The 26,749-nt window shown below is 37.7% G+C and carries 31 protein-coding genes; 3 read left to right on the forward strand and 28 right to left on the reverse strand.

All coding sequences use genetic code 11. The features are described 5' to 3' along the window. The first annotated feature begins 4 nt into the window (after positions 1-4). The 3 genes from KGF34_RS06625 (at position 5) to KGF34_RS06635 (ending at position 4,749) form a co-directional block, all read left to right on the forward strand. Entirely contained in the window at positions 5-1,519 is a 1,515-nt protein-coding gene (locus KGF34_RS06625; protein WP_252558490.1) for a class I SAM-dependent DNA methyltransferase, read from the forward strand. Continuing rightward, the gene (locus KGF34_RS06630; protein WP_252558491.1) at positions 1,516-3,000 is read left to right on the forward strand and encodes a restriction endonuclease subunit S; all 1,485 of its coding nucleotides are present in this window, start codon (positions 1,516-1,518) and stop codon (positions 2,998-3,000) included. Before KGF34_RS06625 ends, KGF34_RS06630 begins: the two co-directional genes overlap by 4 nt. A gap of 72 nt (positions 3,001-3,072) precedes the next feature. Beyond that, positions 3,073-4,749, forward strand: coding sequence for a DUF262 domain-containing protein (locus tag KGF34_RS06635; RefSeq protein WP_252558492.1), 1,677 nt, complete (start codon positions 3,073-3,075; stop codon positions 4,747-4,749). Positions 4,750-5,175: 426 nt separating this feature from the next. On the opposite strand, the gene KGF34_RS06640 is transcribed toward KGF34_RS06635, so the two are convergent. The 28 genes from KGF34_RS06640 to KGF34_RS06775 all read right to left on the reverse strand — a co-directional run bounded on the left by KGF34_RS06640 (position 5,176) and on the right by KGF34_RS06775 (position 26,694). After that, a complete protein-coding gene (locus KGF34_RS06640; protein WP_252558493.1) occupies positions 5,176-6,501 on the reverse strand; it encodes an AAA family ATPase in 1,326 nt (441 codons plus the stop codon). Between the two features lie 138 nt (positions 6,502-6,639). Then, positions 6,640-6,999: a TnpV protein gene (locus KGF34_RS06645; RefSeq protein WP_117951486.1), complete on the reverse strand. Its 360-nt coding sequence runs from the start codon at positions 6,997-6,999 to the stop codon at positions 6,640-6,642. A 531-nt stretch (positions 7,000-7,530) separates the two neighbouring features. Then, entirely contained in the window at positions 7,531-8,325 is a 795-nt protein-coding gene (locus KGF34_RS06650) for a hypothetical protein (protein WP_252558494.1), read from the reverse strand. Positions 8,326-8,332: 7 nt separating this feature from the next. Further along, positions 8,333-8,887: a type II toxin-antitoxin system antitoxin SocA domain-containing protein gene (locus KGF34_RS06655; protein ID WP_252558495.1), complete on the reverse strand. Its 555-nt coding sequence runs from the start codon at positions 8,885-8,887 to the stop codon at positions 8,333-8,335. A gap of 181 nt (positions 8,888-9,068) precedes the next feature. Continuing rightward, positions 9,069-9,275, reverse strand: coding sequence for a holin (locus KGF34_RS06660; RefSeq protein ID WP_252558496.1), 207 nt, complete (start codon positions 9,273-9,275; stop codon positions 9,069-9,071). Positions 9,276-9,291: 16 nt separating this feature from the next. After that, positions 9,292-9,528 carry a hemolysin XhlA family protein gene (locus KGF34_RS06665; protein ID WP_252558497.1) on the reverse strand — a complete coding sequence of 79 codons (237 nt, stop codon included), beginning with the start codon at positions 9,526-9,528 and terminating at the stop codon, positions 9,292-9,294. 15 nt (positions 9,529-9,543) lie between these two features. Further along, positions 9,544-10,503: an N-acetylmuramoyl-L-alanine amidase gene (locus KGF34_RS06670; RefSeq protein ID WP_252558498.1), complete on the reverse strand. Its 960-nt coding sequence runs from the start codon at positions 10,501-10,503 to the stop codon at positions 9,544-9,546. A 2-nt stretch (positions 10,504-10,505) separates the two neighbouring features. Next, positions 10,506-10,718: a hypothetical protein gene (locus KGF34_RS06675; RefSeq protein WP_252558499.1), complete on the reverse strand. Its 213-nt coding sequence runs from the start codon at positions 10,716-10,718 to the stop codon at positions 10,506-10,508. 13 nt (positions 10,719-10,731) lie between these two features. After that, positions 10,732-11,799 carry a hypothetical protein gene (locus tag KGF34_RS06680; RefSeq protein WP_252558500.1) on the reverse strand — a complete coding sequence of 356 codons (1,068 nt, stop codon included), beginning with the start codon at positions 11,797-11,799 and terminating at the stop codon, positions 10,732-10,734. Further along, positions 11,799-12,920 carry a phage tail spike protein gene (locus KGF34_RS06685; RefSeq protein WP_252558501.1) on the reverse strand — a complete coding sequence of 374 codons (1,122 nt, stop codon included), beginning with the start codon at positions 12,918-12,920 and terminating at the stop codon, positions 11,799-11,801. Before KGF34_RS06685 ends, KGF34_RS06680 begins: the two co-directional genes overlap by 1 nt. Then, entirely contained in the window at positions 12,920-13,687 is a 768-nt protein-coding gene (locus KGF34_RS06690; RefSeq protein ID WP_252558502.1) for a hypothetical protein, read from the reverse strand. The genes KGF34_RS06685 and KGF34_RS06690 overlap by 1 nt, the downstream gene beginning before the upstream one ends. Positions 13,688-13,700: 13 nt before the next feature. Then, complete coding sequence (locus KGF34_RS06695; protein WP_252558503.1) at positions 13,701-17,156, reverse strand: phage tail tape measure protein; 3,456 nt, start codon at positions 17,154-17,156, stop codon at positions 13,701-13,703. Continuing rightward, a complete protein-coding gene (locus tag KGF34_RS06700) occupies positions 17,140-17,421 on the reverse strand; it encodes a hypothetical protein (RefSeq protein WP_252558504.1) in 282 nt (93 codons plus the stop codon). Before KGF34_RS06700 ends, KGF34_RS06695 begins: the two co-directional genes overlap by 17 nt. An 8-nt stretch (positions 17,422-17,429) precedes the next feature. After that, positions 17,430-17,759 carry a hypothetical protein gene (locus KGF34_RS06705; protein ID WP_252558505.1) on the reverse strand — a complete coding sequence of 110 codons (330 nt, stop codon included), beginning with the start codon at positions 17,757-17,759 and terminating at the stop codon, positions 17,430-17,432. Continuing rightward, on the reverse strand, positions 17,759-18,325 hold the full coding sequence (locus KGF34_RS06710) for a major tail protein (RefSeq protein WP_252558506.1): 567 nt from the start codon (positions 18,323-18,325) through the stop codon (positions 17,759-17,761). Before KGF34_RS06710 ends, KGF34_RS06705 begins: the two co-directional genes overlap by 1 nt. 16 nt (positions 18,326-18,341) lie before the next feature. Continuing rightward, complete coding sequence (locus tag KGF34_RS06715; protein ID WP_252558507.1) at positions 18,342-18,764, reverse strand: hypothetical protein; 423 nt, start codon at positions 18,762-18,764, stop codon at positions 18,342-18,344. Continuing rightward, positions 18,761-19,099: a hypothetical protein gene (locus tag KGF34_RS06720; RefSeq protein WP_252558508.1), complete on the reverse strand. Its 339-nt coding sequence runs from the start codon at positions 19,097-19,099 to the stop codon at positions 18,761-18,763. Before KGF34_RS06720 ends, KGF34_RS06715 begins: the two co-directional genes overlap by 4 nt. Further along, positions 19,089-19,436, reverse strand: coding sequence for a hypothetical protein (locus KGF34_RS06725; RefSeq protein ID WP_252558509.1), 348 nt, complete (start codon positions 19,434-19,436; stop codon positions 19,089-19,091). Before KGF34_RS06725 ends, KGF34_RS06720 begins: the two co-directional genes overlap by 11 nt. Continuing rightward, on the reverse strand, positions 19,423-19,725 hold the full coding sequence (locus KGF34_RS06730; protein WP_252558510.1) for a hypothetical protein: 303 nt from the start codon (positions 19,723-19,725) through the stop codon (positions 19,423-19,425). The genes KGF34_RS06725 and KGF34_RS06730 overlap by 14 nt, the downstream gene beginning before the upstream one ends. 20 nt (positions 19,726-19,745) lie before the next feature. Then, complete coding sequence (locus KGF34_RS06735) at positions 19,746-20,924, reverse strand: phage major capsid protein (RefSeq protein ID WP_252558511.1); 1,179 nt, start codon at positions 20,922-20,924, stop codon at positions 19,746-19,748. 12 nt (positions 20,925-20,936) lie between these two features. Next, a complete protein-coding gene (locus KGF34_RS06740; RefSeq protein WP_252558512.1) occupies positions 20,937-21,698 on the reverse strand; it encodes a head maturation protease, ClpP-related in 762 nt (253 codons plus the stop codon). After that, positions 21,695-22,858, reverse strand: a complete 1,164-nt coding sequence (locus KGF34_RS06745) for a phage portal protein (protein WP_252558513.1) — start codon at positions 22,856-22,858, stop codon at positions 21,695-21,697. Before KGF34_RS06745 ends, KGF34_RS06740 begins: the two co-directional genes overlap by 4 nt. 12 nt (positions 22,859-22,870) lie before the next feature. Next, the gene (locus tag KGF34_RS06750; protein ID WP_252558514.1) at positions 22,871-24,517 is read right to left on the reverse strand and encodes a terminase large subunit; all 1,647 of its coding nucleotides are present in this window, start codon (positions 24,515-24,517) and stop codon (positions 22,871-22,873) included. Further along, complete coding sequence (locus KGF34_RS06755; RefSeq protein WP_252558515.1) at positions 24,504-24,818, reverse strand: P27 family phage terminase small subunit; 315 nt, start codon at positions 24,816-24,818, stop codon at positions 24,504-24,506. Before KGF34_RS06755 ends, KGF34_RS06750 begins: the two co-directional genes overlap by 14 nt. A 113-nt stretch (positions 24,819-24,931) precedes the next feature. Continuing rightward, the gene (locus KGF34_RS06760) at positions 24,932-25,252 is read right to left on the reverse strand and encodes an HNH endonuclease (protein WP_252558516.1); all 321 of its coding nucleotides are present in this window, start codon (positions 25,250-25,252) and stop codon (positions 24,932-24,934) included. Positions 25,253-25,362: 110 nt separating this feature from the next. Beyond that, positions 25,363-25,722, reverse strand: a complete 360-nt coding sequence (locus KGF34_RS06765; RefSeq protein WP_252558517.1) for a hypothetical protein — start codon at positions 25,720-25,722, stop codon at positions 25,363-25,365. Further along, entirely contained in the window at positions 25,691-25,882 is a 192-nt protein-coding gene (locus KGF34_RS06770) for a hypothetical protein (RefSeq protein ID WP_252558518.1), read from the reverse strand. The genes KGF34_RS06765 and KGF34_RS06770 overlap by 32 nt, the downstream gene beginning before the upstream one ends. An 83-nt stretch (positions 25,883-25,965) precedes the next feature. Then, positions 25,966-26,694 (reverse strand): hypothetical protein, encoded by a 729-nt coding sequence (locus KGF34_RS06775; protein ID WP_252558519.1) that lies wholly within the window; start codon positions 26,692-26,694, stop codon positions 25,966-25,968. Between the last annotated feature and the right edge of the window lie 55 nt (positions 26,695-26,749).

Here is a 26,749-nt window from a genome sequence, read left to right on the forward strand (position 1 = left end):
TTTAATGAGCAATCTATCGGGATTTGTAAAAAGACTTCGTGACATTATGCGCAATGACGCAGGTATCAACGGTGATGCCCAGCGTATTGAGCAGATTGCATGGATGCTCTTTTTAAAAGTATATGACGCAAAAGAACAGGACTGGGATATGGATGAAGAAAACTATGTATCCATCATTCCCGAAGAATGTCGTTGGTCAGCTTGGGCGGCAGACGACCGTTCCGGCTCTGCCATGACTGGAGATACATTACTTAATTTTGTAAACAACACGCTGTTTCCGACTCTCAAAAATCTGCCTGTTACCGCATCTACTCCCATAAAAAAGGCTATTGTGCAAACCACCTTTGCCGACGCAAACAACTATATGAAAGACGGTGTATTACTCCGTCAGGTTATCAATGTCATTGATGAACTGGATCTCAGCGATTATGAGGAAAGCCACGCTTTCGGCGAGATTTATGAATCCATTCTGAAAGAACTGCAAAGCGCTGGTTCTGCCGGTGAATTTTACACACCCCGTGCTGTAACCGATTTTATGTCAAAGATGATTCAGCCGAAAATCGGCGAAAAAATGGCGGATTTTGCCTGCGGCACCGGCGGATTTATCACAAGCTGGCTGAAAGAACTGGACAAGCAAGTCACAACCACCGAGGATAAAGAAAAATACAATAATTCTATCTACGGTATCGAGAAAAAGCAGTTTCCGTATATGCTCTGCATTACAAATATGCTTTTGCACGATCTTGATGTTCCGCAGGTTTTCCACTCGAACTCCTTGCTCCACGATGTATTGGACTACACCGAGGACGATCAGTTTGACGTTATTCTGATGAATCCTCCTTACGGCGGCTCGGAAAAGGCAGAAGTAAAAAATCATTTTCCCTCTGACCTTGCAAGCAGTGAAACCGCCGACCTCTTTATGTCGGTGATTATGTACCGCCTTAAAAAGAACGGTCGTGCCGCTGTTATCCTGCCTGACGGCTTTCTGTTCGGCACAGATAATGCGAAGATAAATATTAAAAAGAAACTGCTATCCGAATTTAATCTGCATACCGTTGTGCGTATGCCGAGCAGTGTTTTTGCTCCATATACATCTATCACTACCAACATTCTGTTCTTTGACCGCACCAAGCCTACCGAAGAAACCTGGTTTTACCGTCTTGATATGCCCGAGGGATATAAGCATTTCTCAAAAACCAAACCGATGAAGCTGGAGCATTTTGAGCCTGTTATCAAGTGGTGGAACAACCGTCAGAAAATCAGCATAGACGGTTTTGACAAAGCTAAAAAATATACTGCTTACAAAACAGAAAATGGTGATATTGAGTTAAGAGATTCTAATGGTTTAGCAATTACGAATTATAACCTTGACCTTTGTGGTTATCCCCATATTGAAGAAGAAATACTTGATCCAATGGATCTTATTCAGCGTTATCAGGAGGAACGGGCGTCGCTGAACGCAGAAATTGACCGTGTGCTGGCTGACATAACCGCCATTCTCGGAGGTGGTCGGGAATGACACCGCAGGAATTGAAAGCGAGTATTTTACAATTGGCTATTCAGGGAAAGTTGGTAGAACAACGCCCCGAAGAAGGCACAGGCGAAGAACTGTATAAGCAGATTCAGGCAGAAAAGCAGAAACTTATTAAAGCGGGCAAAATCAAAAAAGGAAAGCCCTTGCCGGAGATTACGGAGAATGAAATTCCGTTTGATATTCCTGTAGATTGGATATGGATTAAGCTCGGTGAGATAGTGTCTGTCTTAGGTGGCAAACGAATTCCAGCGGGCAGAACGCTAACAGCAGACAACACAGGATATAAATATATCCGTGTTTCTGACATGAAGAACGGTAGCGTGTTGGCAGAGAATCTGCTATACGTTCCGACCGACATATATCCGTCTATTTCCCGCTATGTAATACACAAAGAGGATGTGTATATTACAGTTGCAGGAACGATAGGCAGAGTTGGAAAAATTCCTCCGGAAATCGATGGAGCCAATCTTACAGAAAACGCAGATAGACTTGTTTTTTCCATTATCGATCAAGATTGGCTGATAAAGTGTTTGGAGTCGTCTTTGGTACAACAGCAAATTATAGACGCAACAACCAAGGTTGGACAGCCAAAACTGGCAATTAAAAGGATTCAAGAACTTTTGATTCCGCTCCCACCCCTTACCGAGCAAAAGCGCATTGTAGCGAAGATTGAGGAACTGTTGCCGTATATTGACCGCTATGAAAAGGCATGGAACAGGCTGGAGGACTTAAACAAGCGTTTCCCTGCGGATATGCAGAAATCAATTCTTCAAATGGCTATTCAGGGAAAACTGGTTGAACAGCGCCCCGAAGAAGGCACCGCCGAAGAACTGTATAAGCAGATTCAGGCAGAAAAGCAGAAACTTATTAAAGCGGGCAAAATCAAAAAAGAAAAACCCCTGCCGGAAATTACAGAGGATGAGATTCCGTTTGATATTCCGGAGAGCTGGAAGTGGGTGCGTGTTGCGCAAATTGTTACACTCAACCCTAAAAATGATATAGATAACAATATTGATACTTCGTTTGTTCCTATGTCCTGTGTGTCAGATGGATTTAGGAATACTCATACTTTTGAAGTTAAAAAATGGGGAGCAATAAAAAAGGGCTTTACACATTTTGCTAATGGAGATATTGGCATAGCAAAAATCACACCGTGCTTTCAAAATAGAAAATCAGTTGTGTTTCGAGATTTGATTAACGGATATGGAGCAGGAACAACAGAATTATCGATTGTTAGAGTTATCAACAATACTGTTCTTAGAGAGTACTTGCTGTGGTTCTTTAAAACTGAATACTTTATTGCCAACGGTGTCAAGTCATTCACTGGAACAGCTGGTCAGCAGCGTATCCATAAGGACTATTTAGCAACCAGTTTACTACCTCTCCCACACCTTGCCGAGCAAAAGCGCATCGTTGCCAAGCTGGAAGAAATCCTGCCGCTATGCGAAAAGCTAAAACAATGTTAATAAAACACGAGTTATTTTTTAGCACCAGTATCTCTCGAAATAAATCATATTTAAAAACAAAGGAGTATAAAAATGTCTTTTGAAGCAAAAGAAAAATCAGTAGATAAATTACTAAATGACGCTATTTACTGTATACCAAGGAATCAGCGTAGATATGTCTGGAACACACAAAACTGGGCAGACATATATGACGATGTTGAATTAGTAGTGGATGGTATTTCACAATCCCACTTTATAGGAAGTATTGTTCTAAAAGATGAAGGAAAAGATGAAGGTTTACAAAAATACACAATAATTGACGGTCAGCAAAGAATTTTAACACTCACAATTTTTCTTGCTTCTATTATGTTTATGCTAAAAAAAAGAGGAATGTTAGACGATTTTAATGGTACATTAAAGTATCTCATTGCAAAAGATATAAAAGCAAAAGATAGAGAAATTGTTTATCCTGAATATCATCTATCTTTGCCAAAAATAGTAAATAAATTGAAAGATTGTTCACAGAAAGATTTATCCTCATATAGTATTACGGCATTTGCCAACCTGTGCACCGTTTCCCAAGCAAAAGACAAATCCATAATAAATGCTTTCAAATTTTTTGCAGGAAAGCTTCAAAATTTAGATGATGAAAAATTGCTCGCTACACGAGATGCATTGATCGGAATAGGATATGTTAATATTATTTCTTCTACAGATGAGGATTCCTATACTATATTTGAAATACTTAATGCCCGTGGTTTAGATCTGGAAGATCACGAACTGCTAAAAAACTACATAATGAGATATCTTCAGCCTAAAGAAAGAAGAGATGATGCCAAACACATTTGGGAAGAGATTGAAAATAATTTAGGCAGTAGCATTGATGACTTCTTAAGACACTATGCTCTTCATAAATACAATTACAATAACGATAAAAAGCAATCAATAAGTGTATATAAATCATTGCAAAATGCTACCCGTGGTAGGAATGTTGACAAACTATTAGATGATATAAAATTAAAATCTGATTACTATACTGCGTTCATTAACCAAACTAATTGCTTGCCTAAGGAAAAAGAAGTATTTATGTTTTTCAAAACAAAACGAGTTGTGGTTTTTCGTCCACTCCTATTAAGTTTAAGACATCTATTATCTTTAGAAATAATAAGCGAAAATAGATACCTCGAGATTTTAAATTTTATATACAACTTTTATATTTGTTATAAAATAATCGGGCAAGAAAATTCAAATATGCTAAGCGATACAGTTTACAAATATGCTTATGTATTAGAAACAAATTTCTCAGATGATAATCTTGAGGAATTTCTCAAAAATATGCGTAGTAAATTACCAACTTTAGAAGCTTTTACTAATAGCTTTAAAAACATTGGCTATTCACACTGTTGGCCAATATATAGTGATTCAAAATGCAAAGATCGTTGTCAACTTGTTTTGAATTTAATTGAGAAATACATTTCAAACCGTGATGTTAATTTGGAAGTTACTATAGAACACATTTTACCTGATTCTAATGGAATAGAAAATGCACAAATAGGAAATTTATTTTTATTGGAAGAGAATTTAAACAGACGGTGTAAAAATAAGTCTCTTGAGGACAAATACAATATTTATAACGAATCGGCTCTAATGTGTCCAAAAGGTTTTGTGCAAAGATATAAGGGAAAGACTTTCAATCCCGTAAGTAGAACTGAATTTTTATCAAAACTAATATATAATAACATATTAGGAATACCAGATGAGCAAAACTAATGATTGTTTTGTAAAACGATATTCTATTATTCAGATTATTTCAAAATAGTAAAAGGCACGTGAGTTTGTTCGCTGTGTCTGTTGTTGTTTCAAGCATTTAATCATAACCTTAATCTGCTGAGACAGTACATTTTCCTTGAGAAGTCAGTTTTTGCAAAAAAGCATATTGGATAATCGAACACTGTTGGTGCGATATAGAAAGCGTTTCTTCAAACTAACACTACCTCTTAATTTTCCACTTCGGTTACTTGTTTTTGAATATTGGTGGTCATCCGCTTTTTCGCCATTGGTGCAGAGATATATTTATGAGCTATAATTGTATTGTACTATGTATGCTATATTCATTTATTCAAATAATGTTTGCATTATAAAACCTCCTTGGGTGCGGTTACTGCATCACAAAGGAGGTTTTTGTTACTTTGAATTTTAAAAATTCAAATCTTTTGTATTAGGTGTGTTTTGAAAAAACATAATGTAATAAATTGGCAGATATGTTATCTTTCCGTTGTGCGTGACGGTTCTTTCATTGGAGAGGACATAAGCCTTTTTGATATGATAATCCTCATTCTGAACAAAGGTGTTCAGCGCACTGTGAACAGTGTAATCCTTGCCGGACTTTACCTCTATAGGCACGGCGGACAGGCTGTTGTAATCATCAATAAGATAGTCAACCTCACCCTTACTGCGGTTATCGTAATAGAACAGCTTATAGCCGTGAGCAATTAGCTCGCTAGCGACAACGCTTTCATAGACTGAACCGAGATTAACGCTCTTTTCATCATCTAAAACAGCACGGATATTGTTTCCGTACAAAATTCCCGTGAGAATTCCCACATCGTTCAGATACAGCTTCAGCAGGTTTTTTCCGGTGGATTCAATCAGCGGAAAAACCGGATTGGAGATTGCCTGAACATTCAGAGCAATACCGGCACTTATGAGGTACTCAAATTCATCGCTGTAATCGCCGAATGTTTTGCCTCTTTTATTTTCAATGTTTTGCGCCACCACACGCTTTTTCTTGTTTTCCATATTGGACGGAATAAGGTCATAAATGCGCCGGATTTTCAGTTTTTTCTCCTCGTCATACTTGGAAGCGTCAGCGGCATAATAGTCGTGAATTTCGCTTTGAATGTCACGGACAAGCTGAATGTTATGGTCATTCAGATACGAGTTCACAGCGTCCGGAAGACCGCCCACAAGCAAATACTTTCGGAACAAGTCCATCATTTTATTGTGTGTAGGCTCATCAAGTGATTCTTCACACTCAAACTTTTTACGCATTGCCGATATGGCAAATTCATTAAGTCCGTTTGCATAGAGGAATTCTTCAAAATCCAGCGGAAACATCCGTACCTTGCGGATGCTACCCATAGGGATTGAGGTCGTCTGCGACAATGTGACACCCAGCAGTGAGCCGCTTGCAATAAAGGTAAACTTTCCGTCTTGAGAAAGAAATTTCAAAAGCGTGAGCAGATGAGGATACGCCTGAATTTCATCAATAAAAATCAGCGTATTTTCTTCCTGTTTCATCTTATTACCCGCAAGCATACTGACCTGAAGATAAAAATCGTCAACAGTCTTTACCTCGGCGAAAAGGCGTTCACCCAGCGAATCCTCCACCATATTCAGCTCAATAAAGTTTTCAAACAACTTTTGCCCCACATAACGGATGATGTATGTTTTGCCGACCTGACGAGCTCCGTCAATCAGCAAAATCTTCTTGGTATCGCTTTTCAGATGTTCTTCTATCAACGTTTCAATCTTTCGGAATAACACGCAATCACCTCAAATCTGACTTTTCAATAGAATTATAGCACAATATCAATGACTTTTCAATAGAAGTAAGTCGATAATTTTATGACATTTCAAATTATGACGATTTATATTGGCTTATTTGTAAATCAATTCTTTGTTGACAATTTCCAATGCTCTGTTGCGGATTGAGTTCATCCTGCGTATCCATTCTGCTTGGTTTTCAGCTTTTAGCTGTTCGGTCACATTTTCTTTTTCGGATAGTTGCTTTATAAGCGTTGTAAACAGTTCATTCGCCTGATTATCAATATCGGATAGATACTCCACAAGTTTGCCTGAAGTCAGCAGATTATAATATCTTATCTTGTGGTATCGGAGCAAATAATTTTTATGCCGCAGTCCGAAAACGCCGATTTCGCATTTCGATTGTTGGGGGAGTTTTAGGTCTGGTAAAAGATAGTCGCCTTGTTGAGAGTAAGTAATTTTAGTATTTGTCATAATGTTGACCTCCAAAAATATTTTTTCAGTCGGACAAACGATAAGCGAATTTAGGCTGTTTTTAGTATTTTGCGTGCAATTTTTAAAAATGACTGCACTTTTGAAATTTTGAGTGTTCATTAAGCCGCTTACTGACTGCGTTTTTGACAGCACTTTTGACTGCGATTGACAGCAATTTTGACAGCACTTTATCTTAATTCAAGTGTTTTCAAATTTACTCAAATTAACTGAGCAACAGCTCATAACCCCAGTGTTTAAGCCATTTTAGAGTACTTTAAGAAAATTTGGCAAAAAATAAACGGTGGTTGAAAAACCACCGTTTTTGGTCGAGGTGACAGGACTTGAACCTGCGGCATCTTGGTCCCAAACCACAAAATCAATCTTTAAAATATCTGATAAATACTGAGTTTCTATTAATCTTGAGCCACCTGCTGAGCCACCTGAGCTTTAATATATTATAATCTAAACTCAAGTAGGACGATTTATATACCATAAAAATCCATTTTGAAGTTATTTGTAACAAGATTTTAATTAGCAACTACCTTTAAGTATATAATTAACAACAATACATATAACGAAAACAAGTGATAGAATTAAATTATACCAAAACAAATATGGATATTTGTGTAAGATTTTCATCTTATGCTTACATTCCTTACAGTTTTGACAATCTTTATATTTACAATTTATTGCCAAACTGCGTCCAGAAATTCTTGACACAGCAAACATAAGCAAGAAAATACTGTCGAATAATATAATACCGATAACACATAAATAGCTTATTTCTTTATAAAAACTTACATCATCTAAATTTGCAAAGCTCTGTGCTAAAAGTTGAAAATCAATTGAAAAACCAATCACTAAACCCGCAAATATGCCAAGTATTGTAATAACCTCTGCATGTATACTATTTATTTTATTATCAATTTCTTTCATTTCTTGCTGTTTAGTATTTACTTCGTTAAGTGTATTTTTCAACTTATCACTTATACTGGTTTCCAAATATTTTACTTTTTTCATTCGCGAGAGGCGCAATGATTCTAAGCTGACATGGTCTAAAAGTTTGTTAAGTTTCATAGTAACTACTGACGATCGATTAATTTCGGCGGAGTATTCAAATAAAACTGATAAACTTTGTTCTAACATATCACTTTCATCGCATTCTAATTCTTCGAGATATTTAGATATTTCATAATATGAATGTCTATAATCGGGATTACGATATAATTTTTCAAAATCATCATAAACAGTTTTTATACTTTTACTGTTATTAATATCCTCGATAGGTTCTTCAACCAATTTATCAAAAATATAATCTAATTCCACTATACTTTTATGCTCCTATATTTAACGGATCGTGATCAGAAAAATATTTACTAATACTCTCAATTGTAATTTCTTCATGCAATTTTGAATTTTTCCAAGGATCCTCACTATGTGTCATTCTTACTAATTCATAGGCTGTTTTATCGGCACAATGATTAAGTACATCTAAAATTAATTTTGCTTGTGCAGATTTGTCTTTCAAGAAACAATTAGTTCTATCATCTTCTTTCAAGACAATGTTTTTTGCACGGCACTCGTTGTATTCAAAGTAAATTTCTTCAATAACTGGACCATAAGGCCAATTATAAATTTTTGAATCAAAAGCAATACTATTAGTTACTCTCATAGCATATCCTTGAATATAATATAAGATTTTTTGCAGTTTAAGATTAGATATTTGTTTGTTGGCATTATTATAATACGAAATAATCCCAATAGCCAGTTCTTTTACATCCATTTTTGTTACCTCTATACAGTATCTTTCACAAATGCATAAAATTTTGTTTTTGTAATTATAACACTTTTGATATCCATTTTTCAATAATTCTTCCAATTTTTCCATAAGTTTATCACCTTTTAACATTTAGTTAATATTTTTTTATGCACTTCAACCATTACATAGTATGTCTAAAAATAATATATAATTCATAAATTAATTTTATCAAACATATGTTCTACTGTCAAGCAAAAAAATTAGCCCTCAAGTACCAGAACGGTATTTGAGGGGCTAAACTTATGTATTATTACTCTGACACTTCCGGCAAGCCTGCAACACTTGTTAAGATTGAAAGCAGTCCTGCCACTGCGCTTGCTGATACAACCGCAACCCAGTTGATTTCGCTTATGACCGCTGCTGTTCCGATAGTAGCAACTGCCGTCTGCGCTGTTGTTCTTACTGCTCTCACTCCTGCAGCCTTTGCCCAAGACTTCCAATTTGTGATTTTTCGCATTATATCACCTCCGCTTTTATTTATTTTCGAGGTCTGCTATTCTGTGATTTGCGACCTTGATTTCTTCGTCAACAACAGCCTCGTGCTGTTCGATTTTATAAACTCGTTCTATTACGCTGTTATGCTTGTCTACTTTTTTCTCAAGCTGTTCAATTTTGTACGCTGTTAGCTTACTGCTTGCAATTATGCCCAAAATTGAGCCTAAAGCACTACCGCCCAAGCCAATTAAAGCTACAATGATTTCTGTTGCCATTTTCTCACCGCCTCGTTAAGTCAAAGTAATCTGCACTCTGTCAATGGCTTTGCAGAACGAACCTGCATAGCCGTCCTGCGTACTGTCTTTTTCGTCATCGTGCTGCCAATCGTAATAGTCTTCTTTAACTGCAGAAACTCTGTATGTAGCCTTATAGTAGCTGCCGTGTGCGGATTTAACATCAGCAGGAGTTGTATAATAAATCTGTACAGCATCAATATCCATTCCGAGAATACCGGCATAGCCGTTTACATCATCATTAAGATTAAAACCTGTAACCCAGCTAAGCCAGTGACCGTCTTTAATATGCACTCTGTACTTAATCTTACCTTTTGTTACTTTGATTGCAAGACCGCTGATTGCCTCGCCGGCAATGCCTGCGAAGTCTGATAAACCTTTTACAGTTGGTAACCACCTACCGCCTGCAAATACGCAATATTCAATCGTAGGTTTATCATCTTTTTCAACTTTAGAGTCTTCTTTGCTTTCAGAGTTACTCTCAAGTTTATTTAAAAACTGTTCTTTCCACAGCTTGTCCTTTGCTGATGAACCGCACCAAAAGCCAGGGCAGATTTTACCGTTAGCATCATAATGGCGAATTACTTTGTCTTTTTTGATGTTATACTTTTTCATAAGTCGTTGAGCAAGTAAGATTACATTTTCAAGTGTCTTGCCTGTGCATTCTGTTGTTGAACCTGCAATTTCAATTCCGATTGAACGGCAATTAATATCCCAGTCGCCTGCATGCCAAGCAATATTTTTGTCAGCGACAGATCGTACAACCGTTGTATCATCGACAAAATAATGTGCAGATGTTTCAACTACATTATTCTTAAAGTAGTTACCGTTGTTTTCTGCTGTGTCGCCGTTGTTGCCGGTGTAATGAATAACAAGTGTATCAATTTCCGAAGATTTTCTGTTGCTCTCTGTGAAATTACCTTTATTGCACCATATTTCTTTAAATTTATATGACATATCTATACCTCCCATACTGCCATAATAGCGTTGTAATATTCCTCTGAAAGTTGTTCCTTTAAAATTGCTCTGTCACTCTCGCAGTTTGTATATGCGTTGCGGACATTTTCGCCGACCTGCACATCTTCGCCGCCGAGATTGATAAACTTCTGTCTTAACACGCTCACGCTGTCCTTTGTAAGCATATCGAGTGTAATTCTTTCTTTGATTTCCATAGTAATTCGCTCCTTATTTGATTATGTATGTAATAATGAAATTGATTTTTTCACCCTCGACAAATTTGTCAGTTGAGTTGATGTAAAGCCAAGAGCCGTCAAGTCTGATATTTTTTAAATTACTTGCTGTTGAATACACAGCAAAGCTCGACAACCTACTTTCGTTTTTTGCCGGGAAAGGTAAGCCTGCCATCTGAATATACGATTTATCCGCAACAAGTTTTGTAATGTTTACCGATACAGTAACCACTCTGCCGTTTTTCACATAGTTAAAACTGCCCTCGTTGCCGTCATAAATCGCCTGTCCGGGTGTAAGACTGCCCGTACCGCTCTCAACATTTGAGCTGTCATATTTTGTCGCAAGTGCCTTGTTCACATCACTTTTAAGTGTACTGATACTGCCGTAAACCGTTCCGCTTGTAACATAGTTCGGACTAGCTTGCGTGGGTTCTGAATCAAACGGCTTTTTGTCAAGCTTATAGCTAAGCGCCTTGGACACATATGTTTTTGTATATGCGTCCTCAATGCCATACCCTGCCAAGGTTGTCGCCTTATCCGCTTTAAGATTAATCTTCATTGTCACTGTTTCGTCAATGTCTGTTATTTCATTATCAATGCCAGTAAGTCTATTGCTCAAATTCTCATATGTTCCACGAGCGTCATACACTTCTTTAACTGTTTCCGCGATAGTTCCATATGTTTTCTCTGAAATTTTAGCGCTATCAGCGATAGAAGATGTCACTTGGATCTTGAGCGGCACAGGTGTATTTACAATCACTGTTCCGTCTTTTACAATGTTAAGTTCTATGCTGAGATATCCATATCTGCCATTGAAATTCTCAAGTGGAATAGTAACTATATTGTTTGTGACTGTGCAATCAACTGCATTATTGACTAAAACATCATCAATAACAAAAATCGCAGTAACTGTGCAACCGCTTAAATCGAGTTTTTCTCCACTTGCAATTATCGTTACATCAAGATATCTTGTCTTTTTGTCATTAATATTGACAATACCTGCAATTCGCTGCTCGTTGCGACTGTTGATGTCAATTGTAGCAGGAATATGTTTAAGTTTCATTATCTTCTAAATCTCCTTTTGATTTTTAAAAAATCAGACATCTTGAGATTAACTTCTCCTATGCCGATTTCTGTGTATTTTTCGCTAATGCTGTCATATACTGTTTTTGCGATTTTGCTTTCAATTTCTGAACCGTCTTTATGAACAATTGTCACTTTGTCGCATAGACTACAATTTTTCAGCGCCTCAAGTTCAGATTCAAGAGTGACTGTTATATTTACATATTCGGCTACTTGCTCTGTATCTTGTAAATATTCTTTAACTGCGTCTTCAAGCATAGTTCTTACTTCATTGTAGTTATAGCCTGTCTGTGGATCGACTTTAGTTCTTGTTATTTTACTTGAACAATCGTACAGATATGTTTTCTTTAAAGTCGCATTTAGATTTGTAAGGTAAGGTTCAGTAGCTGTAACTGTTACTTTTTTGCCGTCTGTTGTTTCGCATTCTGCGTATGGCATGATGTGCGTGTAATATTCATTAATCGAATTAACTTGTTTAAATTCAGATATATTAGAGCCAAATGCAATACGGTGAGTATCTGTGCCTCGATTTAGCAATAAATTGATGTTGAAGTTATCACAGAGCAATTCTGCTTTAAATACTGCCGTCAATCCGTTTTCCTCGTTAAGTAAAATATTCTCAAATGTTTCTGCCGAGTTAAACCCGAGTGAAAATTCTTTTTTGACTCCAATATTAGATGAGAAATTAAACCAACTGTATGGTGCATCTGAGTACCATACTTCATATTGAAGATTTGACATAATTGCTGATGGGGAATCCACTTCTGAATAGTTATAATACATCGGAACTGTACCGTTTTGGAAGAATAATCGTGATATGTGACTTCCTGAAATTGTCATATCTCCGTATTTATCAACTTCGATTTTCTCGATGTAAAAGAGTTGAGGATTGTCATGCGAGTTTGCTTTTGCTTTTATGTACGCTCCGTTTTTAATCTTATCAATCAATCTGTCAGTGCCTTTGATTTTTGCTTGAAATGTATACGCTCCGTTTCGTTCTTCTGTAACTTTAAATTCTGTGCATTCTGTAATAAAGCCATAGCCGTTATAGTCGAAAGCATTTGTTGAATTTTGAGCGTTATCATACAGCAGAGGAAACATTATAATCGCCTCCATCTTGGAATGATATTAATTTTACTGAACGCATTTTCCTTTTCTGAAATTACTTTAATTTTATTCCAGCCCGAAGTAAAAACAGGAAAGCTTGTGCAAGATATGTATGCGTTCATATCTGTTATGCCACAAAATGCAGATTGCATTTCAGAATCAAGTTCAATTAAATTTTCATTGCCAACAAAAGCAGCCTTTATTTTGATTTGTGCGTTATTAACATCAAGTGTTAAATCTTGTGAGTGATAAATACGAAAATACGGCTCTGCAGAGAACTTTTCGGGGTTATAAACATAGAATTCAGTTTCTTTTTGAGAGTTTGCCGCTGCACTAAAAGATATTGTTTTTTGCCCTTCATCACTGTACCAAAACGGCTGTCTTGTAAAATTAAGAATAGTTGATACACATTTGTCTGCCTTATATTCTATTTTATCTATGCTTTTGCATATAGCTTTTGCATAATATCCCGTGTTATATGTATCTCGTAATTCTTTGTATTTGCCGTCAAAATTTGCAAATTCTTCTGCAAGCATACGAATCAAACTTTGAGTATCGTTGTAAACAAGCCAAGGCAAGCTGTTTATTTCATACGACACATCAATATTTTCATAGAAACCATTATCGGCGATTATTCCTCCGTCTTTGCCGTATATGTCAACTATCTCAAATTTTCTGTTTGATATATGATAAAAAGGTGCATTGGCTATGCAAAATCCGAGTTTGCGCAGGCTTGTGCCGTTGTATTCTAAGTTGTGCATATAATCCGCCTCCTTAACATTCTTGGTTCAGAGTATCTATAACTGCGTGAGAAACACGCTCGTTGAAATCGTCAATATCTAAATCATTATTTATGTTGACATTTCCATAATAGTTCAGAGCAACTCTTGGAGCATTTGTGATAACTTTATTTGTTGTACTTGATGCGGTATGGTCTAAACTTTTAATGTTATTGAACTTATCGTTCAGCACATTAATATAGCCGACTGTTTCGCTAAAATCAAAGCTGCCAAGCATATCTCTTGCAATACTTTCTGTGCTTAACCTCACCTTGCTTTTGTTACCGCTAATACCAATCGCTAAGCCCTCTGTAAAATAATTACCGATTTTTTTAGCTTCCTTTGAAGGCGAATTAATACCAAGAATTTTCTTGACCGCTCCCAACGCTAAGCCACCGATACCGCAAGCGGTGTCCCATATATTTTTGATAGCGTCGCCGTTGGAAATGCCATTGATGAAACCTTGAACAAAATTATTGCCTGTGTTAAACAGAGAAACACTTTTAGCGCCGCTGCGTGCTTTTTTGCCTACTCTTGTGCCTGCATCTCGTGCTTTTTCACTGCTTTTATCAATTCCAGATGTATAATCATCTACATTTTTGCTGCCTATTTTAACTCTTTCAGATTGCTCGCTCGCAAAACCTGATGAACCCTTTTTTGCCGCTTTTTGCGATGATTGATATACGACCGTTGCGCCTTTTTCTACACCTTCGGCTACATTACTTGTTGCTTTTTCTCCTGTTTCAAGTGAACTTTGACAATATTTAGCATACTCATCTTCTGCAGCTTCAAGAAGCAGTTGCATATTTGTAAGATCATCAGCTGTGTAGTAGTCTGTTTTTCCTTCTGCGAGCGCTTGCTGAATTTCGGCAAAGCGAGAACGGTAATCTATACACTGCTGCTTTAATATTTCTCCTGTGCCGGCTTTTGCACTTATGAAATCGTTTTGAATTTTTCTTAGTGCGTCAGATGTGTCCTTTTCATTGTCATTTAAAATAGCAGTTTGCAGATTTTCATAATTTTCAATTGTTGATAAGTATGCAGTGTACGTTCTTTTTTGAGTGTCTAAAGTGGTTTTTGCTTCTTCTTCATACTCTTTTGCTTTTGAAAGTTCTTTCTCTAAATCTTCAATTTCATTCACAACATCGGCGATTTTGTATGACCAGTTCAATATTTCAGACTGGTCTTTTCCATCGTCAGCTGCTTGCTGTCGCTTGTTTTCATACTTTTTTAGCAATCTTTCTTTTTCAGCAATTAAGTCTTCCAGAGCTTTTGTATTATTAGCTTTCGTTTTATACTCTCTTTCTGCTTGCTCAACACTTTTTAGCTGACCTGTTTTACCTTGAACAGCCTCGTTGTAGCTTGAATCATAAGCTGACAATATGTTGTTGGCTTTCTTTTTGTCGATAACTTCTTGAATAGTATCTCTAAGGTTTTTATAATTATCGATAACGCCATCATTTAGCTTAATCTCTGTGCCTGTTAAATCACTAAGCTTTGTTGTAATGAATTTTGCCCTGTCTTCGTAACCACTATTAACTTTTCCGTTTTCGTCAACGATTTTTTTCAACTCTTCCCAGAGATTATCGTAATACTGATTTTCGCTTGTTGCTGTGCTTACTTTTTCATTACGCTTATCTATAAAAGTTTGATAACTGTCTGTGAGTTCTTTGTTTTTTTCTTTTGCCACATCTATTTTTTCTTGCCATTCGTCTAACTCTTGTGAATTGTCCCGGCTTGCTTCGCTCCAAGCATAGATAGTGCCTATGAGTGTTGTCGCTATTGATACTACAGCACCGATAGCATTAGCTTTTTGTGCAAGATTTAAGCCCTCTTGAGCTAAAGCAGCCCCTTCAGTAGCTGTTTTTAACACTTTATAAGAATTAACGAGCTGTGATGTAGCTGTATATAATGCGGAAATTTTCTTGCCTCCCCAAATACCTGCTGTAAGTGAGCCAACTGTTTTCAAAATCGGAATAATTTTATCGGTATTCTTGGAAGTGAAATCACAAAGCTTTTTTACTTCGGGAAAAAGAGATTTGCCGACAGGATTTATAACATCTGTTTTTATTGTTCTTCCGAGGCTTTCCCAGTCCGACTCGACATCATCGTATTTAATGTCTTTGATTTTTTGCATTGAACCTTCAACATCTTTATAACTGTCGTTAACATCACCGAGAGAAGTTATAACTTTCAGCGCATTATCTTCACCGAGGCTCGACCACACATTTGAGGCTGTTGTTAGCGCCTCTTGGTCTGTTTTTGCGTTCTTTAAATCTTTTATTACAGAATAGAAAACATCCGCTGCGGTTGCCTTACCGTCTTTCCATTTATTGAACAATGTTGCGGTGTCTTCTGAAAAACTGCCGATATTTTCCTCAATTCTGCCGTCAGATAATGATATTGTGAACTCTTTTACAAAGTCATTAACTTTATCCAGATTGTAAGCGCCGTTTTTTGTACCATTTTCGAGAATACTAAAAGTTTGTTCAGCCGAAAAACCTGCTTGTCCCCATATCTGAGAGTATTCCGCAAGGTTGTCTGCAAGCTCTCCGCTATAATTCAAACCGTTTTGAGCACCTTTTACGATTAAGTCGAACGCATCTTCGGCAGAAAGTCCCATATTAGTGACTAATCCGTTTATACCTCTTAATGTTTCATTTATATCAAAACCGTCAAAAGTATCTTGCAGAGTATATAGGTTTTCTGCCATTTCTTTAAGCTTGCTCGGGTCTGTTTCACTCGTAACCTGCTTAATTTTTGCAAGAGTATCGGCGATTTCTTCTTGCGATTCACCAAAGTTATCTTTGTATATGTCATTAATTACACTTTTGTACTTGAGCAGTTCGTCTTTCGTTAAGCCTGTTTGTGCCTGTAATGAATTGAGAGCTTTCTTTTCGCTGTTAGCACTTGTTATTGCAGCTACGGCTGAACCGCCTGCTGCCCCTAATACAGAGCCAATTCCTGCCGCTGTGTCAGAGATAACATCTTTAAGATTTGAAGCTGAGCTTTTTACATCATCAAGCTCTTTTTTAAAGCTGCTTAAATCGGTTTTTTGGCTCTTATCTTCAAGGTTTTTAAATTCGTCAGCTGTATCGGCAAGCTGCTTTTCAAAGTTTTCAAGCTGACTTTTTGCTTTTTCAACTTCACGCTGATATGCTCTGAACTGATCCGCAGATATTTCGCCGTTTTTAGCTTGTTCTTCAACTTGCTCTTTAACTTCATTAAGCTCTTGGAGAGCAGATGTACTGCTTTTAATCTGTTCACGCAAAACATCTTGCTTTTGTGCCAGCAGAACTGTATTATCCGGATCAAATTTAAGCTGATTGTTAATTGTTTTTAGCTCGCTCTGTAATGAACGTGAAGAGGATTGTATATTCTTCAACGCTTTTTGCAAGTCCGTTGTTTCACCTGCAATTTTAACTGTAATGCCTTTAATAGTTGATGCCATATATATCCTCCAATCTTTTGTAATCGCTCATCCATTCAGAATATTGTTGATAAGTAATGTTTCCGCTGTTGTATTTTTCTTCAACGAATGGCAACACTGATTTAAGTTTCAAGTATTTTTCTTCATCAGCGTGTATGTTCTGATTGCTTTTGAGCTTGTAATAAGTGTCAATATAATCTAAAATAAAACCAATTGAAAAAGTTTTCGTGTCAGCGACAGTCAGACCGCATTTGACGGCATAGGATAAAATTTCCTGTGCCGTCATTTGTACTTTCAGACTGCTGCCGCTGTTGCTTTTTTTGAGCTTGTTTTCAGTGATTCTACAATGAGGTCCACAAGGGGCTGTGCTGTTGATATTACTTCTCCAATGCTATACTGCTTTGAAAATTCTTTGATTGGTTTTATTGTATCGTCTGCAGATTTAGCCGCTGCCCATAAAATGCGCACAGTTGAGCTGTACTGTACTTTATTTGGATTAGCTGTCAACATATCTACATCTTTGAGAAAGCTGTGCCCTTTAAAATTATCTTCATAAATAAGCATAGTATATGCTGTTACTTCAACTTCGAGCTTTCTGTCGCCGATTGTAAGCGTTTTGTCCATTATTCTGCTCCCTTAACTGTCGGTATTACAACTGCTGTCGGCAATGTGTCTTCGTACGAAGTATATCTTACAAAATCATTGTCCGGGCGTGGTTTTGAAGTGATTGTAAATGTCGGAAACTGCGGATCAAAGTTACCCTCTGATGTCTTATCGTTGCGTGTGGCTCTTGTAGATGCAACGCAGTCAAAGTATGTGTCAATTTCATAGAGTTTGTCGCTGTCATAACGCTCTTTAGCAACAAGCAAAGCAAAGCGAGGCAATACGCTGATTCCGCCTTTTTCGATAAATCCACCTTCGGTTGCCTCAGCATTGCCGTACCAGTCCTTTTCAATATCATCAACGATAGCAATAAGCTCAAGACTGATGTTGTAGCCTGCATTGTTATTTGCAACTATAACAGGCAAACCGTCTGCATATACGGTAGTTGATTCACCACTTGGCTCTGCACCGACTGTTCTGCCGCCTGCTTTGTCGGACTTAAACCATTTAACCTCGCCATATGTAATTTTGCCTTCTGTTGTTTCTGTAAGCATAGCATAGCCTACTTTTGCGATTGTTTTGTTCATAAGATAATCTCCTTCGTTATTTTCTTTTAATTCCTCCACCCATTGCCTTTGAAGAGAGAATTAGTTTTTTAACTTCATTTTCAAATTCTTTGTGAATTTGCTCGCTTGCAGGAGCAATGTGCACTTTTGGCATTACAGTTCCGCCTTTTCTGCTTGCGTGAGGTTTTTCGAGCAAGTGTGTAAGCCTGTATTCTTTGCCTGAGGCAAAGACTGTCTTTTCATAGTAAGCATTAAGTTCGTTTGTAACTTTTACTTTGAACGATCTGCGATATTTTTTTCTTTTGCCAACAGGTGCCGCTTTTTTAATTGCTTCTTTAAGCTCATCTGCTTTAGTATTAACAAGTTGTATTACGCCAATTTGTATGTCTGCCGTATACCCTGCAACTTCACGAGATATAGTTTCGCCAATTCTGTCGATACCGCATTTTTTGTTGCTCATATTTTGTAATCAACTCTTACTTCATAATATGATACACACATTTTTTCTGCCGCAATCCACGCTCGGTTAGTCTTTTTCCAAACAAGATTATTGCTATTAAGCCATTCTGCAAATTTTTCTTCGCTTGCATGGTCTGTTCTGTCTGTATATAGCTCAATATCAATCTTGCTATATAAAGTAAAAATAACTTTTCCGTCTGCATATACATTTTTATCTTCATCTTTGAAATAGGCAATAAATGGAGTTTCAACTGGTTTGCTAAAATCAGCTTCGGCAACTTTGAAGTTGCAAGTTTCAAGTAAGCCGACGAATTCGTCATAATTTTTAAAAGTCATTTGCTTTCTCCTTGTATAAGCCTCGGCAGGACAAAGATAAAATAGTGCAAGGTGGATTTTTACATCTGTCATGTTGTACCTGCTCAATTTTGTATCTTGTGCAGTCAATTACCAAAGCCATATCCGGCTGAATTTTCTCATCACAATGTATATGTATCACTTTAGAAAGTTCAATATCATTTTGCTTTGCACCATAGTAACGAGTAACCCCGACTTTTTCGTTGCCAAAGCGATACTTTCGTGCTGTGTTAGCGATAATAGTATCGTTTTCGTCTGTATCAAAAACAAAAGCTACACCGTCATTAAATGTCAAAAACTTAATATCACTTTGAGTCATAAGCTTTTACCTCATATTCTTGCCTTAACATCAAAATATCCGCTGCAAAGTTGTTGTCAAACTGTTCTGTTGCGTTGCTGTAAGCATATCGGCAGTAGTCAAACAACAAACTTCTTGCTCTTGTAGAGCGTATGAAATCCTCATCAGTTAAGGCAGGATGGAAAGAGCGGAGGTGTTGCTTGCCATTTTCAATTATGATATTAATTTTTGATTTTGCGCTATCGTCAGTTTTGATGTGTTCGCTGTCAAAATCAAGCATATTAATCACATCATCAATTAACTGTGCCATAATTCAACACCTCCTGCTTATTATGTTGATGATTTAGAATTGAGAGTAACCTCGATAGCGAGCGGTTCAAGAGCGCTGATATCAAGCTTTAAGAAATCAGTTTCATCATACGAGAAACCTGTTGCGAATGTTTTAATTGTGTATACACGATTGTCCTCGAGAAACTGGTTCTGATCAGAGTATTCGAGTTTACCGCCCTTGCCTGTCGATACGCAGGCTTTGTATTTAGAAAGCTGGCCAAGAGCAGCAGTACCTACTGCAATCATTTCAGACTGAAATACTCGTGTAGGATAAGGGAAAATGTTGTTTTTATAGCTACCGTCAGTAGCGAGAACTGTAGTTGCAGGAATAACCTTCGTGAGGTAATCAACAGGATTGACAATTAAGTCAACAAACGGCACTGACTTAGTTTTGCCACCTTTGCCTTTTGCAATCTTACCAATTAGAGGCATATATGACTTAATGTCAAGTTTTGTAACTTTAGTCGCTGTCTTGTCAGGAAATGCACCTGCGGTTACTGCGCCGTTAATATTCTTGAGAATACCCACAGGCTTGTTTTTGCCGTCACCATTGATAAAACCGTCTTCAAGTCCGTAAGCAAGAGCGTCAGCAAGAATTCTGCGAACATAAGCGTCAATGTATGTAGCTCCGAGTTCAAGCATATCCTTTGGAACAGGAATAAATGCTGTAAGCTTTGATGCCGAGAAGTCTTTTTCTTCGATAGTGCCAGCAAGTTCCTGTGCAATCTGAGAATTAAGAGCGCCCCAAGCCGCCATCTGCTTTGTATCAGTTGCAAAAATTGCTTTCACTGAGCCGTAAGTGTTTTCAATATTGATAGCATCAAGAAGTGGATGCTCATTTGAAATGTCTTCAAGAACTGTATCAATTACAGTCTGCGGAATAGTTACATCAAGACCTGCAAGGCTCTGCTTAACATCGACCGACTTAGATGCAGTTTTAATGTTGTTGTAAAAGGTCTGCTCAGCTGATGTGAGCTGGCGGAACCCTCTTTTTGCAAGGATAGCGTTGTCGGCGGTCGCACCTACTTCCGCTGCTGTGTCGATAATAGCCTGCTGAAGACTTGTAGCGTACTGCTCAAACGCAGATGTCATCTTAGCTTCGTCTTTGTCTGCGAACGCTTCCTTCAACTGCTTTGCAAAATTTGTTTTTGCATTGTTGATAAAATCAAGATTTTTCATTTTTAATCTCCTTTATAAATAGTTTTTGTTTTTGAAAAATGTTTCAAAAAAATCAAAGCTGTCTTTTTCGTGCTGAGTGAGGTTTGGTTCCTGTAGCTTTTTACCAAGCATTTTTGTGAGTTCTGCCGCTGCTTGTTTTGCTTTAGGATTTTTTCTCTGTTCAGCCTGTTCGATAACTTCTTTTGAATCCGTTAAGTCAACAGGGTCGAGAATTTCATCACACAAGCCGAGTTCGAGTGCCTCCTGTGCAGTAAGGAATGTTTCAGCGTCAAGTAGTGGCTCGAGCACATCTCTCGTAAGCTTATCGCCTGCGTGTACAAGATATGAATTTGTGCTTGCTTCGCTGATTTTATCAAGCTGTTCGGCGTATTCTCTATGTTCCTTAGCGTTACCGTAGCAAGCACCGATAGCGTGATGAATCATCATTGTTGTATTAGACGGCATTATGATTTTATCCGCTGCCATAGCTACTACACTTGCAATTGAACACGCCATACCGTCAATATACGCAGTAACAGGTACATTCTGCCTTTTTAACAGATTGTAAATAGCAACACCTTCGTCAACATAACCACCAACTGAATTGATGTACAGTTCGATACTGCTAATAGCCCCCGCTTTATCAACTGCTTTGCGGATATACTCTGCACTTGTAGTTGAACCGTAGTAATAGCCCCAACAGTCTAAATACCCCGGTTCAATTTCACCGTACAAATAGATTTGCAAGACATTTTCATCCGCAATCTGCCTGATTTTGTAGTTTCTTTCTTTCACTGAGTTTCACCACCTTTCAATGTTTCATCTGCTGTCTGATAGTTCTTTGTAATGTAATATTTCTGTGCCCATTCTTCTTCGCAAGGCAGCATATTACAATACTTTTGAGCCTTGGCAGGGGAAAGAACACCGCTTGCTATTGATTTGTCAAGATTATTTGCATTGCTTATCGCATCTATATGCTTAACGGTTGTTGTATCAATAAGCATATAATTGCCTTTTAAAAATTCGGAATTTCCAAATTTCTTTTTTGTAATTTCTTGTTCGAGCATTTGAGCAAGAGGATCTATTGCATTTGAGATAGCACAATCCATAGCGTCTGAAAGCATAGATGCCTCGCCACTAAGGATAGCCGGCGGAATGTGTAAAGCGTTTCCAACAGTTGCATATGCCTCTGCTCTTAGCTTTTGAATATCGGTAATTTCACTGTTTGTAGTTTTCCCTGCCTCTGTTGCAGGCTCTGTATACTTCATTCCTTTGAAAATAGGTAGTACAGCATTTTTTGACTCATAATATTTTTTGAACTGCTTTCCGAGAATTTCAGAAAATGTTTCGTTAAAATCTTTATCGCCAAAGTTGAAGTTTTCAAAAGTTACTATACCTTTATGCCCTGCGGCTTTATTGTAGCGCTCTTGAGCAGACATCATAAGCTGCTCGTATGTAGTGCACATTTCGGCTAATAAGCCTCTGAGAGCAAAGCTGTTGTACTTTAAATAAATTACTTCACTTTCACTAAAAGTACGCTGATATGTAAAATTTCGGCAAGTTACACTTGTAAAAATATCATCAAAAACAGCATATTCCGTTTTGCAATAGCTATCTGCAATAAGCAACTGATTATCAGCAGTTGAAATAATTAACAATTCGTTGTCAAAGATTAATTTTGAAATTGCCTGCGTTAAAAACTCGACTTTCGTCTGATGTTTGTTCGGTGCATAATTCCATAGATAGTATTCAAGCCCTTTGTACTCCTTGTTATCAATTACAGTAACAAATTCGCACTTGGCAATGCTTTTGGCTATAAAATCAATTGCAGTAAACAGTGCAAGTTCTGTTAGCCTAAACCGCTGCTCGGCGGCAGAATAACTATCATCAAAGCTGTTGTCATTTTCTTGAGGGGCTGCTTTAATTTTTCTGCGGAAAAAACTAAAAATATTCAAAATATCACCACCTTATATGCTGATAGCTTTAAAAAATTTCTTAAAATTGTCTGTTGAAATAGGCTGGCTTTGTCTGAGCAAATCTAATTGTGTATATGCTGCTACAAAAGCCATAAAGCCGTCTGTTTTTCTCGACTTTGGCTCGATTTTGCCGTAGCTGATATTGCCATTTTTATCCTCTGTTGCAGATGTATTGTTCGTGTACCAACGCATTAACGCCGAATCACCCCATACGATTTTATGGTTTGCAAAATCAGACGCTATCAGCGGAGCTACCAGCATTTTATCTGACGGCCGAACGAGTTTTAAGTTATTAAGACCCTTGCGGTCACACTCAAATCCACACTCCAATAGAGGACTTTTGAGCAAAGTGTATCGGTAGTTATCCAACGCTCCTGCTATGATGTTGTAGTGCTTTTTCTGTTCTTTGAGCCATTCTGCAACAATTTGTGGCGATATTTCTGCACCATCAACTCGTTGTAGGTCAGGCTGTTTATCATACGGAAATTTAATTCTGCTGAGGTCAGCGGATTGTGAGCAATACCACGACATCGGTTTCCAAACAATTTCGTTATCAATCATAAACAGCAAACCTGCTCCGAGAAAATCTGTTGTTTTAGTATAGTCAAGACCAAATACACAAGTTTTGCCTTCCAAATCGGGTAGCGGTCTGTTTGTGGCTTTTATGTTTTCCCACGCTGTAACCGGGTGCATTTCTGTACCTTTGGGGATATTCATACGCTTAGTCATAAAAGATGAATTGTTTACTTTGTCACGCTTCCAATCCTCAAATTCCTTTTGAATTTCTCTTAACAAATTTGGAAAATATTGCAACGACGGATTTGCTTTGTACCAATTTTCTTGCTCATATACCTCTTTTTCGTTGTCTAACCTGCATATGAAATAAAGAGTGCCGTTGTCAGGTGCATCACCATTCAGCACTTCAAGACCTGCGGCAAGCTCGTTGTCAAGTGGCCCGTCCCGAACATCTCCCATAGTTGTAATTGTTGTTCTGCGTGGCATAGCTTTTTTACCTAAGCCTGTTGTGAAAACATCAATGAGCTTATAATTTTCATATGCGTGCTTTTCGTCAAAATCTACTTTGCCGGGTCTGCCTCCGTCTTTCGTTTTGCTGTTTGAAGTTCTGTATCTGATTGTTGAATTAGTCTTTATGTTCGTAATCTCTGTTTTATTCCACTTAAAATGCCGCTGCATTTTTGTAGAATTGTTTTCCAAAATCTCGTAGATGTCATTAAAAGTTGTGCTTGCTTGCTCTTCTGATGTTGCACAAATGTCAATGTCATAATTGCGTATGCCGTTGACAGGCGTGAGCAGAGAAAAATCTTCAAATGCAAGATAGCCGTTTTTTCCTGCACCTCGCCCGACCACACAAACTAAATCGGGAAATCTTAATACGCCCGGTGCGGAATATGTGCAATTGTGCAGAATAAAACAAAACTTTTCCCATGCAAATAATTCGTATGGAAAATATTTCTGTAGTGCAAAATACTTTTCAACCTGCTCACTGTCAACATAGACTTGCTCGTTTTCGAATACTTTTTCTATGAAATTTACAAGCTGTATTTGCTCTTTGCATACACGATATTGACCGCTTTTTACTTGCTTTATGTAATCGTCAAGGTATTTACAGTTCGTCATTTACATCACTTTCGACCTTGTTGATTGATAGCCCCATTTGCGAAAGAATCGCAAGTCTTTGCTTGTTGTACATTATTGAATTTTTCACTGACGGATTGTCTTTAGTATATTCTTTACCTGTCGAGGAAATTGCCTTGTATGACAGGCCGTTTTTCTTGATGTCAGCTTGCATTTGTCGTTCAAGTTTAGTGTAGAAAATGTAACTTTCGATTAAGTCACGATACACATCAATGTCTGCTCCTTTTAATGTGAGTTGTTCAATTAAGCTTTCTTTGATTTTTGCCATTTTAACTTGTGCCATTTTATTGATCCTTTCACAAAAATTTCTCGTGCGTGCGTGCGAGGACAAATTGTCTACCCTGTACACCGTTATCCATACGCTTGAGGTAAGTGCGATTTTTGACCCCGGGGGTGCTACCATTTCTCGGAAAATTCTTCTGAAAAAATTTTTTCTTGCAGTTTGTGATGCTCTTTGTAATGACAATCTTTGCACAAACATTCAAGATTGTTGATGTCAAGAGCAAGATCAGGTCTTGCTTTAAGGTACTTCTTGTGATGCACCACTTCACAGGGGCTATATTTTCCTACGGCTCTGCACCGTTCACATTCATCGTGCTCCATTGTACGCTTTTTATCTCGCACTCTTTGCCAGTCAGCGGTCAAATAGAACCTGTATGCTTTGCCGTCCTGTATTTGTTGTATTATCCATTCTGTTGTTACATATCTTTTTATCATTTTGCAAATAAATAAGCCGCTGCATTAACAGCGACTTGTTTAACTTTGTATTTTCTGAGCTTTGCTCAATTATATTCTAACACACCCTCGAGCGAACAAACGAACAACTTTCACCACTCATAGCGATTGCACATCATACGCACTCCGTCCTCTGTATTCCCTCCGCCCATAATGAACGCTATTTCTTTCCAAGAACGCTTATCACGCAAATGCAAAATTAAGCAGCTGCCCTCTGTTGTTTCAGCTGGTATACTACATATTGCAACAGCTCTTCTCGTTTCTGTGTTGTGTAATTCGTTCCGAAGGTCAGCTATTTGGGGCACTATCTTGTCAATGCTCCCTGACGCACTTGCTCCGTTTGCAGCAGTAATGTTTGAGGTAATGTGCGTTACCTCTGCTTCAAGAGTGGCTATCCTGACTCTGTAATTACAGATATTGTCACTCATTTCTCTGATTTGTTTTAGATTCATTGTTTGTCAGCCTCCTTGTTGCAGTCAATTGCATAAATACAAAATGATAGCTTGCTCCAGTGAAGTCATTAATCCACATTTCGTCACGCACAAGATAATAGCCTTGTGGAATTTGCAAAGCCTCGCCTTTTTCAAGTTTTTTGAATTCACGCTTTTGCAAAAAAATGGGCAAATTGCTTTCGTACTCTTGTCCACCATTTCGTTCACCCCCCTGCACCAATAAGCCGTCCGCAGACAGCTTGTTTATGAAATATCAAATTTTTCGTACGCAAGAGGCAAAAAAGCAAAGTACCAGCTTGCACCTGTTATATCGTTGTAATTGTAGTTCTCATCGTCCTTGAGCATAAAACAGCCGTCAGGAATTTTTATCATTTCACCACGCTCAAGTTTCTTAATCTCCCTGCGCCCTGCCTCTTTTACAGTAACATCAGGCTTTTTAAGACATCTCGCCGTCCTTATCCTCTTTTCCCCTGCTACATCTTTGCTTATGTATTCCGCAAGTTTTTCGTAGTAACCGCTTGTGTATAGTGCAGTAAAGTTTATGCCGTCGTACTCCCAATACTTTTCTACAAATTCAAGAGCCTCACGCTCCACGATAATGTGCATATGCCAGTTCTTGCCCAGCTTTCCACACTCCGTAAACGAAATGTACTTAAACTTTTTTCCAATTTTTCGAAAAGCGTCACGCATTTTTCTTTTCCATTTGCTTGCAATCTTTTCGAATTCATCTTCCGTAAACTCCGCCCTTGGCACGTTCAGCCTTACAAAATAGTCACCGCTTGTAAAATTGCAGAGTATAAGCCTCTGCATATTTTTGATTGCTCGCATTCTGTTAGCTCTTTTTTGCTTTTCGGGTGTAAGACTCTGATTTATTTTTCTACCCCCGTAATTTTTTCCAATTTTGCGAAAGGATCTGTAATATTCAATTTCTGTAAGCGGACCACTTTTAATAGTTCTTTTGTATGTAAACATTATATTATACATCCTTTCTCAAAGTTCGTCACTTAAATAATTGCTTTAGCAGGAA

Source organism: Ruminococcus sp. FMBCY1 (genome assembly GCF_023921805.1).
In the GTDB taxonomy this organism is placed as follows: domain Bacteria; phylum Bacillota; class Clostridia; order Oscillospirales; family Acutalibacteraceae; genus Ruminococcoides; species Ruminococcoides intestinale_A.

Bases quoted from the DNA above. Each gene is read 5' to 3' on its own strand.
- KGF34_RS06635 (WP_252558492.1), top strand. From the start codon at position 3,073: ATGTCTTTTGAAGCAAAAGAAAAATCAGTAGATAAATTACTAAATGAC.
- KGF34_RS06630 (WP_252558491.1), top strand. From the start codon at position 1,516: ATGACACCGCAGGAATTGAAAGCGAGTATTTTACAATTGGCTATTCAG.
- KGF34_RS06695 (WP_252558503.1), bottom strand. From the start codon at position 17,156: ATGGCATCAACTATTAAAGGCATTACAGTTAAAATTGCAGGTGAAACA.
- KGF34_RS06720 (WP_252558508.1), bottom strand. From the start codon at position 19,099: ATGACTTTTAAAAATTATGACGAATTCGTCGGCTTACTTGAAACTTGC.
- KGF34_RS06655 (WP_252558495.1), bottom strand. From the start codon at position 8,887: ATGGAAAAATTGGAAGAATTATTGAAAAATGGATATCAAAAGTGTTAT.
- KGF34_RS06735 (WP_252558511.1), bottom strand. From the start codon at position 20,924: ATGAAAAATCTTGATTTTATCAACAATGCAAAAACAAATTTTGCAAAG.
- KGF34_RS06675 (WP_252558499.1), bottom strand. From the start codon at position 10,718: ATGGAAATCAAAGAAAGAATTACACTCGATATGCTTACAAAGGACAGC.
- KGF34_RS06660 (WP_252558496.1), bottom strand. From the start codon at position 9,275: ATGCGAAAAATCACAAATTGGAAGTCTTGGGCAAAGGCTGCAGGAGTG.
- KGF34_RS06645 (WP_117951486.1), bottom strand. From the start codon at position 6,999: ATGACAAATACTAAAATTACTTACTCTCAACAAGGCGACTATCTTTTA.
- KGF34_RS06765 (WP_252558517.1), bottom strand. From the start codon at position 25,722: ATGAATCTAAAACAAATCAGAGAAATGAGTGACAATATCTGTAATTAC.
- KGF34_RS06705 (WP_252558505.1), bottom strand. From the start codon at position 17,759: ATGGACAAAACGCTTACAATCGGCGACAGAAAGCTCGAAGTTGAAGTA.
- KGF34_RS06665 (WP_252558497.1), bottom strand. From the start codon at position 9,528: ATGGCAACAGAAATCATTGTAGCTTTAATTGGCTTGGGCGGTAGTGCT.
- KGF34_RS06775 (WP_252558519.1), bottom strand. From the start codon at position 26,694: ATGTTTACATACAAAAGAACTATTAAAAGTGGTCCGCTTACAGAAATT.
- KGF34_RS06680 (WP_252558500.1), bottom strand. From the start codon at position 11,799: ATGAAACTTAAACATATTCCTGCTACAATTGACATCAACAGTCGCAAC.
- KGF34_RS06730 (WP_252558510.1), bottom strand. From the start codon at position 19,725: ATGGCACAGTTAATTGATGATGTGATTAATATGCTTGATTTTGACAGC.
- KGF34_RS06755 (WP_252558515.1), bottom strand. From the start codon at position 24,818: ATGGCACAAGTTAAAATGGCAAAAATCAAAGAAAGCTTAATTGAACAA.
- KGF34_RS06760 (WP_252558516.1), bottom strand. From the start codon at position 25,252: ATGATAAAAAGATATGTAACAACAGAATGGATAATACAACAAATACAG.
- KGF34_RS06625 (WP_252558490.1), top strand. From the start codon at position 5: ATGAGCAATCTATCGGGATTTGTAAAAAGACTTCGTGACATTATGCGC.
- KGF34_RS06725 (WP_252558509.1), bottom strand. From the start codon at position 19,436: ATGACTCAAAGTGATATTAAGTTTTTGACATTTAATGACGGTGTAGCT.
- KGF34_RS06690 (WP_252558502.1), bottom strand. From the start codon at position 13,687: ATGCACAACTTAGAATACAACGGCACAAGCCTGCGCAAACTCGGATTT.
- KGF34_RS06710 (WP_252558506.1), bottom strand. From the start codon at position 18,325: ATGAACAAAACAATCGCAAAAGTAGGCTATGCTATGCTTACAGAAACA.
- KGF34_RS06715 (WP_252558507.1), bottom strand. From the start codon at position 18,764: ATGAGCAACAAAAAATGCGGTATCGACAGAATTGGCGAAACTATATCT.
- KGF34_RS06670 (WP_252558498.1), bottom strand. From the start codon at position 10,503: ATGTCATATAAATTTAAAGAAATATGGTGCAATAAAGGTAATTTCACA.
- KGF34_RS06685 (WP_252558501.1), bottom strand. From the start codon at position 12,920: ATGTTTCCTCTGCTGTATGATAACGCTCAAAATTCAACAAATGCTTTC.
- KGF34_RS06750 (WP_252558514.1), bottom strand. From the start codon at position 24,517: ATGACGAACTGTAAATACCTTGACGATTACATAAAGCAAGTAAAAAGC.
- KGF34_RS06700 (WP_252558504.1), bottom strand. From the start codon at position 17,421: ATGACGGCACAGGAAATTTTATCCTATGCCGTCAAATGCGGTCTGACT.